The sequence below is a fragment of the Pseudomonas sp. lyk4-TYG-107 genome (assembly GCF_030209055.1).
Taxonomy (GTDB): domain Bacteria; phylum Pseudomonadota; class Gammaproteobacteria; order Pseudomonadales; family Pseudomonadaceae; genus Aquipseudomonas; species Aquipseudomonas putida_A.
The window spans coordinates 17695-33892 of sequence record NZ_JARVST010000035.1; the positions used below are offsets into that span (position 1 = coordinate 17695).

The 16198-nt window shown below is 60.6% G+C and carries 14 protein-coding genes; 12 read left to right on the forward strand and 2 right to left on the reverse strand.

Annotation, left to right across the window (positions count from 1 at the left end; translation table 11 throughout):
- Positions 1 to 138: 138 nt before the first annotated feature.
- Complete coding sequence (locus tag QRN61_RS25925) at positions 139 to 456, forward strand: Rieske (2Fe-2S) protein (protein ID WP_096797547.1); 318 nt, start codon at positions 139 to 141, stop codon at positions 454 to 456.
- On the opposite strand, the gene sfsA is transcribed toward QRN61_RS25925, so the two are convergent.
- Positions 453 to 1166: a DNA/RNA nuclease SfsA gene (gene sfsA / locus QRN61_RS25930; protein ID WP_096797548.1), complete on the reverse strand. Its 714-nt coding sequence runs from the start codon at positions 1164 to 1166 to the stop codon at positions 453 to 455. The two genes, QRN61_RS25925 and sfsA, sit on opposite strands and share 4 nt — an antisense overlap.
- Positions 1166 to 2338, reverse strand: a complete 1173-nt coding sequence (locus tag QRN61_RS25935) for a pyridoxal phosphate-dependent aminotransferase (RefSeq protein WP_096797549.1) — start codon at positions 2336 to 2338, stop codon at positions 1166 to 1168. Before QRN61_RS25935 ends, sfsA begins: the two co-directional genes overlap by 1 nt.
- A gap of 334 nt (positions 2339 to 2672) precedes the next feature.
- On the opposite strand from QRN61_RS25935, the gene dksA reads away from it, so the two are divergent.
- The 11 genes from dksA (at position 2673) to pgi (ending at position 16006) form a co-directional block, all read left to right on the forward strand.
- Positions 2673 to 3116 carry an RNA polymerase-binding protein DksA gene (gene dksA / locus QRN61_RS25940; protein WP_027614094.1) on the forward strand — a complete coding sequence of 148 codons (444 nt, stop codon included), beginning with the start codon at positions 2673 to 2675 and terminating at the stop codon, positions 3114 to 3116.
- 197 nt (positions 3117 to 3313) lie between these two features.
- Entirely contained in the window at positions 3314 to 4210 is an 897-nt protein-coding gene (gene gluQRS / locus QRN61_RS25945) for a tRNA glutamyl-Q(34) synthetase GluQRS (protein WP_096797550.1), read from the forward strand.
- A gap of 77 nt (positions 4211 to 4287) precedes the next feature.
- Entirely contained in the window at positions 4288 to 4464 is a 177-nt protein-coding gene (locus QRN61_RS25950) for a hypothetical protein (RefSeq protein ID WP_003176118.1), read from the forward strand.
- Complete coding sequence (locus QRN61_RS25955; protein ID WP_161794896.1) at positions 4448 to 7402, forward strand: sensor histidine kinase; 2955 nt, start codon at positions 4448 to 4450, stop codon at positions 7400 to 7402. The genes QRN61_RS25950 and QRN61_RS25955 overlap by 17 nt, the downstream gene beginning before the upstream one ends.
- Before the next feature lie 22 nt (positions 7403 to 7424).
- Positions 7425 to 8861, forward strand: coding sequence for a sigma-54-dependent transcriptional regulator (locus QRN61_RS25960; protein ID WP_285376137.1), 1437 nt, complete (start codon positions 7425 to 7427; stop codon positions 8859 to 8861).
- 724 nt (positions 8862 to 9585) lie between these two features.
- Entirely contained in the window at positions 9586 to 10986 is a 1401-nt protein-coding gene (locus QRN61_RS25965) for a polynucleotide adenylyltransferase PcnB (protein ID WP_285376139.1), read from the forward strand.
- Positions 10987 to 10989: 3 nt separating this feature from the next.
- Positions 10990 to 11475, forward strand: a complete 486-nt coding sequence (gene folK / locus QRN61_RS25970) for a 2-amino-4-hydroxy-6-hydroxymethyldihydropteridine diphosphokinase (protein WP_285376141.1) — start codon at positions 10990 to 10992, stop codon at positions 11473 to 11475.
- A 397-nt stretch (positions 11476 to 11872) separates the two neighbouring features.
- Positions 11873 to 12673 (forward strand): 3-methyl-2-oxobutanoate hydroxymethyltransferase, encoded by an 801-nt coding sequence (gene panB / locus QRN61_RS25975; RefSeq protein WP_027614100.1) that lies wholly within the window; start codon positions 11873 to 11875, stop codon positions 12671 to 12673.
- Positions 12670 to 13530, forward strand: coding sequence for a pantoate--beta-alanine ligase (gene panC, locus QRN61_RS25980; RefSeq protein ID WP_027614101.1), 861 nt, complete (start codon positions 12670 to 12672; stop codon positions 13528 to 13530). The genes panB and panC overlap by 4 nt, the downstream gene beginning before the upstream one ends.
- Positions 13531 to 13730: 200 nt before the next feature.
- The gene (panD, locus tag QRN61_RS25985; protein ID WP_003228271.1) at positions 13731 to 14111 is read left to right on the forward strand and encodes an aspartate 1-decarboxylase; all 381 of its coding nucleotides are present in this window, start codon (positions 13731 to 13733) and stop codon (positions 14109 to 14111) included.
- 230 nt (positions 14112 to 14341) lie between these two features.
- Complete coding sequence (gene pgi / locus QRN61_RS25990; protein WP_027614102.1) at positions 14342 to 16006, forward strand: glucose-6-phosphate isomerase; 1665 nt, start codon at positions 14342 to 14344, stop codon at positions 16004 to 16006.
- The last annotated feature ends 192 nt before the right edge of the window (positions 16007 to 16198 follow it).

Here is a 16198-nt window from a genome sequence, read left to right on the forward strand (position 1 = left end):
CCCGGGCAGCGAACCGGCGGGCCAAGTATCCTTGACGGCGGTTGCGCGCAGTGGGCGAAGGCGGCCATTTGATAATTGTTTGCATTTAAACGTCAAGCTCGGACATTTCCTGAAACGAGCAGACATTTGAGGATAGCCATGAAGTTTTTGTGCGCCGGCGCCGATCTCGCTGAGGCCGGCAGCCGTGGGTTCGACATCGATGGCAACAAACTGTTTGCCGTGCGCCGCAATGGCCAGGCCTATGTTTATCTCAATCGTTGCCCGCATCGTGGCGTCGGCCTGGAATGGCAGCCCGACCAGTTTCTCGACCCGAGCAACAGCCTGATCCAGTGCGCCACCCACGGCGCACTGTTTCTGATCGAGGACGGTGAATGCGTCGCCGGGCCCTGCGCCGGGCAATCGCTGACCGCCATCCCCTGCCGCGAAGATGCGCAGGGGCTGTGGATAGATGTTTAACCGTTGAGCAAAACGTCCAGCCGCCGGTCGATCACCATCTCTTCGTGGTTCAAGCGCACGCCGTAGGCCAGCACTTCGACCCCGCATGCAACGGCCTCGCGCAGGGCATCCGCGTAGGCCGAATCGATTTCCTCGGCCGGCCGCACCGCCTCGATGCCGCTGAGATTGACGCAATACAACTGCACCGCACGAATACCGTCACGGGCCAAATGCGCCAGTTCACGCAGGTGCTTGGCACCGCGCTGGGTGACCGCATCGGGAAACGCGGCCACGTTGGTTCCATCGAAGCCTAACGTGACGCTTTTTACTTCCACGTAGGCCGGGCCACTCGGGTATTCGAGGCGAAAATCGATACGGCTCTTTTCCTGACCGTACGCCACTTCACGCTTAAGCGTCGTAAAGCCGTTCAACTCGCTGATGACTCCGGCTTGCAGCGCCTCCTCAACCAAGGCGTTGGCGCGGCCGGTATTCACGCAGAACAGCCGGCCCTGCGGGGTTTCACCGATTTCCCAAGTGCCGGGCAGTTTGCGCTTCGGGTCATTTGAGCGACTGAACCACACTTGCCCGCCTTCGACCTGACAGTTGAGCATCGAGCCGGTGTTCGGGCAGTGCAGGGTCAACAACTCGCCATTGACCGTTTCAACGTCCGCCAGAAAACGTTTGTAGCGACGAATCAGCCGCGCCTCTTCCAGAGCCGGATAAAAGCGCATCAGCCTTGCCAGCTCTTCAAGCCGCGAGCGATACGTTCCACCGCTTCCTGTAAGCGAGGGAGGTTTTGCGTGTAAGCGAAACGCACATGGTGGCTGGCCTGATAACGCCCGAAATCCAGCCCCGGGGTGAAGGCAACGTGCTCGGTTTCGAGGAAATGTCGGCAGAACGCGAAGGCATCACCGCCGAACTGGCTGATATCGGCGTACAAGTAAAACGCCCCTTCAGGCTCGACGGCGATATTGAAACCCAACTCGCGCAACGCCGGCAGCAGGAAGTCGCGGCGGCGGCCAAATTCGGCGCGGCGCTCTTCGAGGATGCTGATGGTGCCCGGTTCGAAACAGGCCAGTGCCGCGTACTGCGCCATGCTCGGGGCGCTGATGTAGAGGTTCTGTGCGAGCTTTTCCAGCTCACTGACCGCAGCCTCCGGCGCCACCAGCCAGCCGAGCCGCCAGCCGGTCATGCCGAAATATTTGGAGAAACTATTGAGGACAAAGGCACTGTCATCCACTTCCAGCACGCTGGCGGCATCGGTGCCATAAGTCAGGCCGTGGTAGATCTCGTCCACCACCAGATGCCCGTGCCGCGCCTTGATCGCGGTGGATAACCCGGCCAGTTCATCGCGGGTCAGGATGGTACCGGTGGGGTTGGCTGGCGATGCCACCAACGCACCAACGCTGTCGTGGTCCCAGTGGCGTGCCACCAGATCCGGAGTCAGTTGGTAACGCACGTCCGGCCCGACCGGGACCAGTTGCGCCGCGCCTTCGACCAGACGCAGGAAGTGCCGGTTGCACGGGTAGCCCGGATCCGCCAGCAGCCAGTGTTTGCCGGGATCGACAAGCAAGGCACTGGCCAGCAACAGCGCACCCGAGCCACCCGGCGTGATCAGGATCCGTCGTGGATCGATGTTCAAGCCGTAACGTGTCTGATAGAAACCGGAAATCGCCTCGCGCAGTTCAGGAATGCCCCGCGCGGCGGTGTAGCGGGTCTTGCCCGCCGTCAGCGCCGCTTGCCCGGCACGGATGATCGGCTCGGCCGTGGTGAAGTCCGGCTCGCCGATTTCCAGGTGGATCACGTCGTGACCTTCGGCCTGCAGTTCGTTGGCCCGCGCCAGCAGCGCCATCACATGGAACGGTTCGATCGCACGACTGCGCGCACTGTAAGGCTGAGCCATTGGTTTTCCTTCGACGGGGAAAAAGAGACGATTCTACCCATCTGCCGGAACGAGCGAGAACCCGTCGCGGTCACAGCCTCAAGAACGCTGGACTGTAACGATATGCGCGTACGCTCCAGGATTGACTAAAATCAGAGATTGATCAGGTCTCCATCACTGTCAGACATGGCTTGCCAGACTTCTGCAAGCGCCACCCGCCGGGGCCTCGACATCCGGGAGTAGCGCAGGCCGAATTGATCTGGTAAGTTCGCCCGCTTGCAGCCGCAGGGCCGGCAGGTGTCGGTGATGGAGCAATCCTGCGCAATGGATTACAAGAGTAGAGGCGGTCCATTTCATGCCCACCCAAGCAAAGCAACAGCAGCAAGTGACGATCAGCGGCTTCGAACCTTACGTTCCGAAGGAAGGCGAGGAGTACATGGGCGCCCCGATGCGCGCGCACTTCACCAAGATCCTGAACAAGTGGAAACAGGACTTGATGCAGGAAGTCGACCGTACTGTTGATCACATGAAAGACGAAGCGGCCAACTTCCCTGACCCGGCCGACCGTGCCAGCCAGGAAGAAGAATTCGCCCTTGAGCTGCGCGCCCGCGACCGCGAGCGCAAACTGATCAAGAAGATCGACAAGACTCTCGAACTGATCCAGGACGAAGAGTACGGCTGGTGCGAGTCCTGCGGCATCGAGATCGGCGTCAAGCGCCTCGAGGCCCGTCCTACTGCGGATCTGTGCATCGACTGCAAGACCCTGGCGGAAATCAAGGAAAAGCAGGTCGGCAAGTAATCTCGACCTGAATGAAAAACGGAGCGTGCGAACGCTCCGTTTTTGTTTCTGCCTTTTGCTTTTTGCCCTTGTGGGAGCGAGCCTGCTCGCGAAAGCGGTGTGTCATTCAACATTTAATCGTCTGACACCAAGCTTTCGCGAGCAGGCTCGCTCCCACAAGTTGACCTGCGTATAGCCTGAAAAGTAGTTTCGTTTCCATGACTGCCAAAACCGCTTCCGCCTACATCGGCCGCTTCGCCCCGACCCCCAGTGGCCACCTGCACTTCGGTTCGCTGGTTGCCGCCCTCGCCTCTTATCTCGACGCACGCGCGGTCGGCGGGCGCTGGCTGGTGCGTATGGAAGATCTCGATCCACCCCGGGAAGAGCCCGGCGCGCAGGCGGCCATTCTCAAAGCGCTGGAAAGCTACGGTTTCGAATGGGACGGCGAAATGGTGCGCCAGAGTGACCGGCACGACGCCTACGCCGAAGTCCTCAACAGTCTGTTCAATCACGGCCTGGCCTACGCCTGCACCTGTTCGCGCAAGCAACTGGAGCCGTATCACGGCATTTACCCGGGCTTGTGCCGCAATGCCGGGCATGAGCAGCAAGACGCGGCGATCCGCCTGCGCGTGCCGGAACTGGAATACCACTTCATCGACCGCGTGCAGGGCGAGTTCCGCCAGCATCTGGGGCGCGACGTCGGCGATTTCGTGATTCGCCGCCGCGACGGCCTCTACGCCTATCAACTGGCCGTGGTGCTGGATGACGCCTGGCAAGGCATCACCGACATCGTGCGCGGTGCCGACCTACTCGATTCCACGCCGCGCCAGCTCTACCTGCAAGAACTGTTGGGCCTGCGTCAGCCGCGCTATCTGCACTTGCCATTGATCACGCAGCCGGACGGCAACAAGCTCGGCAAATCCTACCGTTCGCCGCCGCTTGAGTCCGATCAGGCCACGCCGCTGCTGTTGCGAGCCTTGCGTGCGCTGGGGCAAAACCCCGGTGCCGAGCTGGCGCATGCCACCCCCGAGGAATTGCTCAAATGGGGCGCAGCCCACTGGGATGCGACAAAGATCCCGCGCACACTGACCCTGCCCGAAGCGCAACTGCAATGACGACACTTGCAGTGGCGCGCCCATCCGTTACCATCGCCGCACGTTTTCGGGCACGCGCATAAAAAAGAGAGGCCGGGATGTACATCTATCGCTTGGTCCTGCTTCTGGTCGTGGGAATCTATCTGTTTTCGCCAGCCATCATGGATTGGTGGATCGACGCCACGGGCGCCTGGTATCGGCCGTATCTGCTCTGGTTGATCCTGATTGTCGTGACCTTCATCCTGCAGAGCCAAAAAGATGCCGATGAGCTTTAGCCTGACCCAGATGATCCTGATCAGCGCCGCGTACCTGGCGGTGCTGTTCGGCGTTGCCTGGATCAGCGAACGGGGCATGATCCCGCGGGCGATCATTCGCCACCCGCTGACCTACACCCTGTCGCTGGGGGTCTACGCCAGTGCCTGGGCGTTTTACGGCACGGTGGGGCTGGCCTATCAGTATGGCTACGGCTTTCTGTCCAGTTACCTCGGGGTGTCTGGTGCGTTTCTGCTCGCACCGGTGCTGCTGTATCCGATCCTGAAAATCACCCGCACCTATCAATTGTCGTCACTGGCCGATCTGTTCGCGTTCCGCTTTCGCAGCACCTGGGCCGGCGCGCTGACCACGATCTTCATGTTGATCGGCGTGCTGCCGCTGCTGGCGCTGCAGATTCAGGCGGTGGCCGATTCCATCGGCATTCTTACCGGTGAGCCGATCCAGAGCCGCGTCGCGCTGGCGTTCTGTGCGCTGATCATTCTGTTTACGATTTTCTTCGGTTCCCGGCATATCGCCACTCGCGAGAAACATGAAGGGCTGGTGTTCGCGATTGCTTTCGAATCGGTGATCAAACTGATCGCCCTCGGCGGCGTCGGTCTGTATGCGCTGTACGGCGTGTTCGACGGCCCGCAACAACTCGAACTGTGGCTGCTGCAAAACCAGACCGCCCTCGCCGCCCTGCACACGCCCCTGCAGGAAGGCCCATGGCGCACGCTGCTGCTGGTGTTTTTCGCCTCGGCGATCGTGATGCCGCACATGTATCACATGACCTTTACCGAAAACCTCAACCCGCGCTCACTGGTCAGCGCCAGCTGGGGCCTGCCGCTGTTCCTGTTGCTGATGAGCCTGGCAGTGCCGCTGATCCTCTGGGCCGGCCTGAAGCTCGGCGCCACCACCGACCCGGAATACTTCACCCTCGGCATCGGCATCGCCGCCAACAGCAAACCGCTGGCACTGCTGGCCTATGTCGGTGGGCTTTCAGCCGCCAGTGGCCTGATCATCGTCACCACCCTGGCACTGTCGGGCATGGCGCTGAACCACCTGGTGCTGCCGCTCTATCAGCCGCCGGCCGAAGGCAACATCTATCGCTGGCTGAAGTGGACACGTCGGGCGCTGATCGTCGCGATCATCATGGCCGGCTTCTGCTTCTACTTGATGCTCGGCGCCGGGCAGGATCTGGCCAACCTCGGCATCGTCGCTTTCGTCGCCACTTTGCAGTTCCTGCCCGGCGTGCTCTCGGTGCTGTACTGGCCGACCGCCAACCGGCGCGGCTTTATCGCCGGCCTGCTGGCGGGGATTGTGGTGTGGGTCGTGACCATGCTGTTGCCGCTGGTCGGCAATCTGCAGGGTTTCTACATTCCCCTGCTGAACATGATTTACGTGCTGGACGACACCAGTTGGCACATGGCGGCGATCGCCTCGCTGGCAGCCAACGTATTGATGTTCACCCTGATCTCGCTGTTCACCAATGCCAGCCCCGAAGAAGCCAGCGCCGCCGAAGCCTGCGCGGTGGATAACGTGCGTCGTCCGCAACGCCGCGAACTGCACGCGGCTTCGCCCCAGGAATTCGCCACGCAACTGGCCAAACCACTGGGCGCCAAGGCGGCGCAGAAAGAAGTCGAGCAGGCCCTGCGCGACCTCTATCTGCCGTTCGACGAGCGCCGTCCTTATGCCTTGCGCCGCTTGCGCGACCGCATCGAAGCCAACCTCTCCGGCCTGATGGGCCCGAGCGTGGCGCAGGACATGGTCGAAACCTTCCTGCCGTACAAGGCCGGCGGCGAAAACTATGTGACCGAAGACATCCACTTCATCGAAAGCCGTCTCGAGGATTACCACTCGCGCCTCACCGGGCTGGCCGCCGAACTCGACGCCCTGCGCCGCTACCACCGCCAGACCTTGCAGGAGTTGCCAATGGGCGTCTGCTCGCTGGCCAAGGATCAAGAGATCCTGATGTGGAACAAGGCCATGGAAGAACTCACCGGCATCGCAGCGCAACGGGTGGTCGGTTCGCGCCTGAGCACCATCGCCGATCCGTGGAAGCCATTGCTGCAAGGCTTCATCAACCTGCCCGACGAGCACTTGCACAAGCAACACCTGGCTCTCGACGGCCAGACCCGCTGGCTCAATCTGCACAAAGCGGCGATCGACGAACCGTTGGCGCCGGGCAACAGTGGTCTGGTGCTGTTGGTGGAAGACCTGACCGAGACGCAGATGCTCGAAGACAAACTGGTGCACTCCGAGCGCCTGGCGAGCATCGGTCGGCTGGCGGCGGGTGTGGCCCATGAAATCGGCAACCCGATCACCGGCATCGCCTGTCTGGCGCAGAACCTGCGCGAAGAGCGCGAAGAAGACGGCGAACTGACGGAAATCAGCGGGCAGATCCTCGAACAGACCAAGCGCGTGTCGCGCATCGTGCAGTCGCTGATGAGCTTTGCCCACGCCGGCAGCCATCAGCACAGCGACGAACCGGTTTGTCTGGCCGAAGTCGCGCAGGACGCCATCGGTCTGTTGGCGCTGAACCGGCGCAACTTCGAAGTGCAGTTCTACAACCTGTGCGATCCGGATCACTGGGTCGAAGGCGATCCCCAGCGGCTCGCCCAAGTGCTGATCAATCTGCTCTCCAACGCCCGTGATGCCTCGCCTGCGGGCAGCGCCGTGCGGGTCAAGAGTGAAGCCGGCGAACACACGGTCGATCTGATCGTCGAAGACGAGGGCAGTGGTATTCCGCAGAACATCATGGACCGATTGTTCGAACCTTTCTTCACCACCAAGGACCCGGGTGAAGGTACCGGTCTGGGCCTTGCACTGGTCTATTCCATCGTTGAAGAGCATTATGGACAAATCACCATCGACAGCCCGGCTGATGTACAAAGCCAGCGCGGCACCCGTATCCGGGTGACCTTACCGCGTCATGTCGAAGCGACGTCCGCTGTGAACTGAGACCGTCGAGAGTATCGAATCAATGCCGCACATTTTGATCGTCGAAGACGAAACCATTATCCGCTCCGCCTTGCGCCGCCTGCTGGAACGTAACCAGTACCAGGTCAGCGAAGCCGGTTCAGTGCAGGAAGCACAAGAACGCTTCAGTATTCCCACATTCGATCTGATCGTCAGCGACCTGCGCCTGCCTGGCGCCCCCGGCACAGAGCTGATCAAGCTTGGCCAGGGCAAGCCGGTGCTGATCATGACCAGCTACGCCAGCCTGCGCTCGGCGGTCGACTCGATGAAGATGGGCGCGGTGGACTACATCGCCAAGCCTTTCGATCACGATGAAATGCTTCAGGCGGTCGCGCGGATCCTGCGTGATCACCAGTCGACGCCTGCCGCCAGCGAAGTGCCTGCCGGCAAAGCAGCCAATGGCAGCGGCAAGTCGTCTGTCGACAACAGCAACGGCGAGATCGGCATTATCGGTTCGTGCCCGCCGATGCAGGATCTGTACAGCAAGATCCGCAAAGTTGCGCCGACCGATTCCAATGTCCTGATCCAGGGCGAGTCCGGCACCGGTAAAGAGCTGGTGGCCCGCGCCCTGCATAACCTGTCCAAGCGTGCCAAGGCACCGATGATTTCGGTGAACTGCGCTGCCATTCCGGAAAGCCTGATCGAGTCCGAACTGTTCGGCCACGAAAAAGGCGCGTTCACTGGCGCCAGCGCCGGTCGCGCCGGTCTGGTGGAAGCGGCGGACGGCGGCACGCTGTTCCTCGACGAGATCGGCGAACTGCCGCTCGAAGCCCAGGCCCGTCTGCTGCGCGTGCTGCAGGAAGGCGAGATTCGCCGCGTGGGGTCGGTGCAGTCGCAAAAGGTCGATGTGCGTTTGATCGCCGCGACCCACCGTGACCTCAAGAGCCTGGCGAAAATCGGCCAGTTCCGTGAAGATCTGTATTACCGCCTGCACGTGATTGCCCTGAAATTGCCGCCCCTGCGTGAACGTGGCGCCGACGTCAACGAAATCGCCACCGCGTTCCTCGCTCGCCAGAGTGCGCGCATCAACCGTACCGACCTGAAATTTGCCGCCGATGCCGAACAGGCCATCCGGCACTATTCCTGGCCGGGTAACGTGCGCGAGCTGGAAAACGCAGTCGAGCGCGCAGTGATCCTGAGCGAAAGCCCGGAAATCTCTGCCGACCTGCTGGGCATCGACATCGAGTTGAGCGATCTGGAAGACGACGAGTTCATCGGCTTGCCTGCGCAAACCGCAGGTAACACCAGCAACAGCAGCCATGAGCCGACGGAAGACCTGTCGCTGGAAGATTACTTCCAGCACTTCGTTCTTGAGCATCAGGACCACATGACCGAGACCGAGCTGGCGCGCAAACTGGGCGTCAGCCGCAAGTGCCTGTGGGAACGCCGTCAGCGCCTGGGCATTCCACGGCGCAAGACCGGGGTCGCCAGCGAGAGCTGAACGTTACCTGTCGAGTGTGCGCGTAACGCTTGAAGATGTGAAAAAACTGTTACCTCAGTCCTTTCACGTAACAGAAGCCGGGGTTATCGGTAACGAAACCCCGGCTTTTTTTCGCCCCGAGAAAACCGTTATATCGACCTAACCCCTTGTTTTATTGGGCTTCGCAAAAGTTGGCACGGCACCTGCTATATGTTTGGTACAAGAACAATAACAAGCAATGCACAAGACAATAAAAATAAGACGAATCGACTCACGCACAATAAAAACAAGACGGCGAGAGGCGCAGCTAACTGATTCTTTTGGAGAGGCGTTGTATTTGGGGCTAGCCCCACGACCAGGCCGAGAACAACAAAAACTGTCCTAAGACAGAGCCTGTACTGGTTGGATCGCAAGATCACTGCAACACAGCGACCAAAGCAATCCGTTTGCTCTTGGCTCCCGATTGGGAGGGTCATGAAGGAAAAGCTTCATGGCGAGGGCACTCAACAAAAACAAGAAGCCCGAATCAATAATAAAAAGAGCACGCAACTACTTCTGGGGGAGCTTCGGCTCCCCTTGTAGTTTCTTCCCCCCCCGCAAAAACCCGCCCCCAAAGCCTTTAGCCTGCGACTTACAGCGCAAATCCGCTGCGTCCTACACCATCCCCCGACTAAATGCTAGAATCTGCGCCCATCATGCGGTCATTCTTTGGTATGGCCGAACATTCCTTCAAACAGTGCATCCCATGCTGAAGAAGCTGTTCCAGTCATTCCGAACTCCCGTGCGTCGTACGCAACACATCCGCAGCACCCCTGAAGTGCTCAACAGCGGCCAACATTCGCTGCAGAAGGGGCAATTCAGCCGCTATGCGGTCAATATCGTCGAACGCTTGCAGGGCGCCGGCTACCAGGCCTATCTGGTCGGTGGTTGCGTGCGTGACATGCTGTTGGGCATCACGCCCAAGGACTTCGACGTCGCCACCAGCGCCACCCCCGAGCAAGTCCGTGCCGAATTCCGCAATGCGCGGATCATCGGTCGCCGATTCAAACTGGTGCACATTCATTTCGGTCGCGAAATCATCGAAGTCGCGACCTTCCGCGCCAATCACCCGGTCAATGAAGACGACGAGGACAGCAACCAGTCTTCGCGCAACGAGAGCGGGCGGATTCTGCGCGACAACGTCTACGGCACCCTGGAAGAAGACGCGCAACGCCGCGACTTCACCATCAACGCCTTGTATTACGATCCGGTCAGCGAGCGCATTCTCGATTACGCCAACGGCGTACACGACATCCGCAATCACCTGATCCGCCTGATCGGCGATCCGAAGCAGCGTTACCAGGAGGACCCGGTGCGCATGCTGCGTGCCGTTCGTTTCGCCGCCAAGCTGAATTTCGGCATCGAAAAACACACTGTGCAACCGATCCGCGAACTGGCGCCGATGCTGCGCGAGATCCCGTCGGCTCGCCTGTTTGAGGAAGTGCTCAAGCTGTTCCTTTCCGGCCACGGCGCGATCACCTTCGAGATGCTGGTCGATCTGCAACTGTTTGCCCCACTGTTCCCGGCCAGTGCCGACGCCCTGGAATACAACCCGGAATACACCCATACGTTGATCAGCGAAGCGCTGACCAACACCGACCTGCGCATCAAGCAGAACAAACCGGTAACCCCGGCATTCCTGTTTGCCGCCCTGCTCTGGCCTGCCCTGCCGGCCCGCGTGTTGCGTCTGCAAGAGCGTGGCATGCCGCCGATTCCGGCGATGCAGGAAGGTGCGCACGAGCTGATCGCCGAACAGTGCCAGCGCATCGCCATTCCAAAGCGCTTCACCATGCCGATCCGCGAAATCTGGGACATGCAGGAACGCTTGCCACGCCGCAGCGGCAAGCGCGCCGACCTGCTGCTGGACAATCCACGTTTCCGCGCCGGTTACGATTTCCTGCTGTTACGTGAAAGCGCTGGCGAGCAGACCGATGGCCTGGGCGAATGGTGGACGGATTATCAGGACGCCAACGACAGCGAGCGTCGCGAGATGATTCGCGAACTCAGCGGCAAGGGTGATGACGCCAGCGGCGCGCCGCGCAAACGTCGCCGCAGCAGCGGCTCCAAGCGCAAGCGCGCCGGGGCACCGAGCGCATCGGGCGAATAAGGCATGGAACGCATCTATATCGGCCTGGGCAGCAACCTCGCTGACCCGGCCGAACAATTGCGCAGCGCGCTCAGCGCGCTGGGGCAATTGCCGCAGACTTCCCTTGCTGGTGTTTCGGCGTTCTATCAGAGCGATTCACTGCTGCCAGGGCAACCGCGTTACACCAACGCGGTCGCCGCCCTCGACAGTGATCTCGCGCCGCTCGATTTGCTCGATGCGCTGCAAGCCATCGAGAACGACCAGGGCCGCGAACGCCTCGAACGCTGGGGCCCGCGCACGCTTGATCTGGACATCCTGTTGTTCGGCGATCGCCTGATCGATGAGCCACGCCTGAAAGTCCCGCATTATCAGATTCAGGAACGGGCGTTCGTTCTGTATCCGCTGGCCGAACTGGCTCCCGCAGACCTGCGCCTGGCCGATGGCCGCGCGCTGTCCGATCTGCTCGCCGCCTGCCCGTTCGTCGGCCTCGAACGCCTCCCGACAGATTGATTACAATCCCCTGTGGGAGCGAGCCTGCTCGCGAAAGCGGTGTGTCATTCAACACTGCGTTGACTGATCCGTCGCCTTCGCGAGCAGGCTCGCTCCCACATTGGTTTATTGCATACGCTGGATTTTGTCGGACAAAAAACCCGCCAATCAGCCCCGCCGCGCCGCTGAATCGCATCAGTAACGCCGGTAACACTCCCCTCGTAACAATGCGGTAACACACGCAATTGACTTCCGCTTGGCTCCTCACGACTATAGGCGTCCCGCTGCCGCCAACCCGGCACATACGGGCGCAATCCAGGCCTTATAAGCACGACAAAAGAGCGTGCGCCTGAGTAGACGAAGAATCACGCGCGTTACTCGCAGTAGTTTCCAGAGCGCCTGAACGAGGATTTTTTACATGCCAGCCATCACCCTGACCACGCTCCAGAGCCTCAAGCAGAAAGGTGAAAAGATCACCATGCTGACCTGCTATGACGCGACCTTCGCCCACGCCTGCAACGAGGCCGGTGTCGAAGTGCTGCTGGTGGGCGACTCCCTCGGCATGGTTCTGCAAGGGCACGACAGCACCTTGCCGGTGACCACCGCAGAAATGGCCTACCACACCGCCTGCGTCAAACGCGGCAACACCGACGCCCTGATCCTGGCTGACCTGCCGTTCATGGCCAACGCCACCCTCGAACAAACCATGACCAACAGCGCCATGCTGATGCAGGCCGGTGCGCACATGGTCAAGGTCGAGGGTGCGCTGTGGCTGGCGGAGTCGATCCGCCTGCTGGCCGAGCGCGGTGTGCCGGTCTGCGCGCACATGGGCCTGACTCCACAAGCGGTGAACATTCTTGGTGGCTATAAAGTGCAGGGCCGCAACGAGAACCAGGCGCGGCAGATGCGTGCCGACGCGATCTCGCTGGAACAGGCCGGTGCTTCGATGCTGCTGCTCGAATGCGTGCCGAGCGAGCTGGCTGCGGAAATCAGCCAGGCGGTGAAGATTCCGGTCATCGGCATCGGCGCCGGTAGCGATACCGACGGCCAGGTACTGGTGCTGCACGACATGCTCGGCCTGTCGATCACTGGCCGCGTACCGAAATTTGTCAAGAACTTCATGCAGGGTCAGGACAGCATCCAGTCCGCCCTGAAGGCCTACGTCAACGAAGTCAAAGGCGTTACTTTCCCTGGGATCGAACACGGATTCTCTGCATGAACACCGTTAAAACCGTACGCGAACTTCGCGCCGCCGTGGCGCGCGCCCGCAGTGAAGGCAAGCGCATCGGCTTCGTGCCGACCATGGGCAACCTGCACAGCGGCCATATCGCGCTGATCACCAAAGCCACTCAGCGCGTGGATTTCGTGGTCGCGAGCATTTTCGTCAACCCGCTGCAGTTCGGCGCCGGCGAAGACCTCGACAAGTACCCGCGCACCCTGGCGGCGGATCAGGAAAAGCTGCTGCAAGCCGGCTGCCACTTGCTGTTCGCCCCGACCGTCGAAGAGATGTACCCCGACGGCATGGCCGGGCAGACCCGGGTCAGCGTTCCGCAACTGTCCGAAGGCCTGTGCGGCGCCAGCCGTCCGGGGCACTTCGAAGGTGTGGCGACGGTGGTCAGCAAGCTGTTCAACATGGTCCAGCCGGATCTGGCGATCTTCGGCCAGAAGGACTTCCAGCAACTGGCGGTGATCCGCGCGCTGGTGCATGACCTGAACATGCCAATCCAGATCATCGGCGAACCGACCGTGCGCGCGGCTGACGGCCTGGCGCTGTCATCGCGCAACGGCTTCCTCAACGAAGATCAGCGCGCGGTGGCGCCGGTGGTCTATCGCACCCTGAGCGCGATTGCCGAGTCGATCAAGCAAGGTGAGCGCGACTACCCGGCGCTGATCGCCGCTCAGGTACAACAGCTGGAAGCCGCCGGCCTGCGTCCGGATTACCTGGAAATCCGCCACGCCCTGACCTTGCGTCCGGCGACGGCAGAAGACCGCGATCTGGTGATTCTGGTGGCGGCGTTCCTCGGCACCACGCGGTTGATCGACAACCTGCACCTGAACCTCGATAGCCCGACTTAACCAACACCGCAATATCCCCTGTGGGAGCGAGCTTGCTCGCGAATGCGATCTGTCAGCTGACAACGATGTCGACTGTTCCGACGCTTTCGCGAGCAGGCTCGCTCCCACATTGGTTTCTGGTGTCCACACAGACCATATTGCCGCCCCCAAAGCCTTCGGGCACACTGCCCGCCGTTTGCTTCCAACCCGGGAAATCCCTCATGCACGCCATCATGCTCAAGGCCAAACTGCACCGCGCCGAAGTCACTCACGCGGTACTCGATTACGAAGGTTCCTGCGCCATTGATGGCGAATGGCTGGACTTGTCCGGCATCCGTGAGTACGAGCAGATCCAGATTTATAACGTCGACAATGGCGAGCGTTTCACCACCTACGCGATTCGTGGCGAAGAAGGTTCGCGGATGATTTCGGTGAACGGCGCAGCCGCGCACAAAGCCAAGGTCGGCGACCGCGTGATCATTTGCGCCTACGCCCATTACAGCGAAGCGGAACTGCTGAATTTCAAGCCGCGCATGCTGTACATGGCGCCAGGCAATGAGCTCAGCCACACCAGCAACGCCATTCCGGTTCAGGTGGCCTGAGCCGCTTCGACGCGCCACTCCCCTTCCGTTGGTCGGCCCGCTCCCGGTATTGATGTTAAAAAAGTACAGGGAACAGGTCAGAAGAAGTCAAGACAGATCGCAGCGCGAGGTTTACTGTATTCGCCCTGCGTTGAAAAATCGTGTCGACGCATTTGACCCTCGCCCAAACATGGCGTATCGGTCTGTTCTGTGTTCAAAAGGCCGTTCAAGTAAAAAGGAAAACCGCAGCGATGGCGTACTACCGCACTCCTCATGACGTTACCGCTCTGCCTGCCTGGCAAGCGTTGAAAGATCACCGCCAAGCCATGCAGGATTTCAGCATGCGCGAAGCCTTCAACGCCGATCCGCAGCGCTTCAATCAATTCACGCTCAGCAGCTGCGGACTGTTTCTCGATTATTCGAAGAACCTGATCAACGCCGAAACCCGCAACCTGCTGGTGGGTCTGGCCAATGAAGTCGATCTGAAAGGCGCGATCAAAGCGCTGTTCGACGGCGAAATCGTCAACGCCTCCGAAGGCCGCCCGGCGCTGCACACAGCCCTGCGCCGTCCGGTCGGCGACAAGCTGTCGGTCAACGGCGTCAACGTGATGCCGGAAGTGCACAAGGTGCTGAACCAGATCACGGATCTGGTCGGCCGCATCCACGACGGTCTGTGGCGTGGTTACACCGAGAAGCCGATCACTGACGTGGTCAACATCGGCATCGGTGGTTCGTTCCTCGGCCCGGAGCTGGTCTCCGAAGCGCTGTTGTCCTACGCGCAGAAAGGCGTGCGTTGCCATTACCTGGCGAACATCGACGGCAGTGAGTTCCACGAACTGACGCAAAAGTTGCGCGCCGAAACCACACTGTTCATTGTTTCGTCGAAATCCTTCAACACCCTCGAAACCCTGAAGAACGCTCAGGCCGCCCGCGCCTGGTATCTGGCTCAGGGTGGTTCGGAAGCCGAGCTGTATCGCCACTTCATCGCGGTATCGAGCAACAACGCTGCGGCCGTTGCGTTCGGCATCCGTGAAGAAAACATCTTCCCGATGTGGGACTGGGTAGGCGGTCGTTACTCGCTGTGGTCGGCCATCGGTCTGCCGATTGCTTTGGCCATCGGCATGTCCAACTTCAAGGAACTGCTGTCCGGTGCCTACACCATGGACCAGCATTTCCAGAGCGCACCGTTCGAACAGAACATGCCGGTGCTGCTGGCCCTGCTCGGCGTCTGGTACGGCAACTTCTGGGGCGCGCAAAGCCACGCGATCCTGCCGTACGACCACTACCTGCGTAACATCACCAAGCACTTGCAACAGCTGGACATGGAATCCAACGGCAAGAGCGTGCGTCAGGACGGCACCTCGGTGTCGACCGATACCGGCCCGGTGATCTGGGGTGGCGTCGGCTGCAACGGTCAACACGCGTATCACCAGTTGCTGCACCAGGGCACCCAGCTGATCCCGGCCGATTTCATCGTGCCGATCGTCAGCTTCAACCCGGTCTCCGACCACCATCAGTGGCTGTACGCCAACTGCCTGTCGCAGAGCCAGGCGCTGATGCTCGGCAAGACCCTGCCGGAAGCCGAAGCCGAACTGCGCGAAAAAGGCATGAGCGAAGAGCAGGTGCACAAACTCGCACCGCACAAGGTGATCCCGGGCAACCGTCCGAGCAACACCATTGTGGTCGAGCGCATCAGCCCACGGCGTCTCGGCGCGCTGGTCGCCATGTATGAGCACAAAGTGTTCGTGCAGAGCGTGGTCTGGGGCATCAACGCCTTCGACCAGTGGGGCGTGGAACTGGGCAAGGAACTGGGCAAAGGCGTTTACAACCGTCTGGTCGGCAGCGATGAAACCGTTGCTGACGATGCTTCTACCCAGGGCCTGATCAACTACTTCCGCGGTCGTCACCGCGGGTGATGTGAATGGGTTGCCCACAATTCCTGTGGGCAACCCATTTCCAATGTGGGAGCGAGCCTGCTCGCGAATGCGGTGTGTCATTCAGCATCTTTGTGACTGATACACCGCATTCGCGAGCAGGCTCGCTCCCACAGTTGTTTTAGGGATGACTTGAACCTCCGGGCCGCTCGGCGCATCTTTATTCCTGTCGCA

Excerpts from the sequence above, each read along its gene's own strand:
- QRN61_RS25935 (WP_096797549.1), bottom strand. The coding sequence starts at position 2,338 with ATGGCTCAGCCTTACAGTGCGCGCAGTCGTGCGATCGAACCGTTCCAT.
- panD (WP_003228271.1), top strand. The coding sequence starts at position 13,731 with ATGCACGCCATCATGCTCAAGGCCAAACTGCACCGCGCCGAAGTCACT.
- QRN61_RS25925 (WP_096797547.1), top strand. The coding sequence starts at position 139 with ATGAAGTTTTTGTGCGCCGGCGCCGATCTCGCTGAGGCCGGCAGCCGT.
- folK (WP_285376141.1), top strand. The coding sequence starts at position 10,990 with ATGGAACGCATCTATATCGGCCTGGGCAGCAACCTCGCTGACCCGGCC.
- pgi (WP_027614102.1), top strand. The coding sequence starts at position 14,342 with ATGGCGTACTACCGCACTCCTCATGACGTTACCGCTCTGCCTGCCTGG.
- QRN61_RS25950 (WP_003176118.1), top strand. The coding sequence starts at position 4,288 with ATGTACATCTATCGCTTGGTCCTGCTTCTGGTCGTGGGAATCTATCTG.
- sfsA (WP_096797548.1), bottom strand. The coding sequence starts at position 1,166 with ATGCGCTTTTATCCGGCTCTGGAAGAGGCGCGGCTGATTCGTCGCTAC.
- dksA (WP_027614094.1), top strand. The coding sequence starts at position 2,673 with ATGCCCACCCAAGCAAAGCAACAGCAGCAAGTGACGATCAGCGGCTTC.
- QRN61_RS25965 (WP_285376139.1), top strand. The coding sequence starts at position 9,586 with ATGCTGAAGAAGCTGTTCCAGTCATTCCGAACTCCCGTGCGTCGTACG.
- QRN61_RS25955 (WP_161794896.1), top strand. The coding sequence starts at position 4,448 with ATGCCGATGAGCTTTAGCCTGACCCAGATGATCCTGATCAGCGCCGCG.
- QRN61_RS25960 (WP_285376137.1), top strand. The coding sequence starts at position 7,425 with ATGCCGCACATTTTGATCGTCGAAGACGAAACCATTATCCGCTCCGCC.
- panB (WP_027614100.1), top strand. The coding sequence starts at position 11,873 with ATGCCAGCCATCACCCTGACCACGCTCCAGAGCCTCAAGCAGAAAGGT.
- panC (WP_027614101.1), top strand. The coding sequence starts at position 12,670 with ATGAACACCGTTAAAACCGTACGCGAACTTCGCGCCGCCGTGGCGCGC.
- gluQRS (WP_096797550.1), top strand. The coding sequence starts at position 3,314 with ATGACTGCCAAAACCGCTTCCGCCTACATCGGCCGCTTCGCCCCGACC.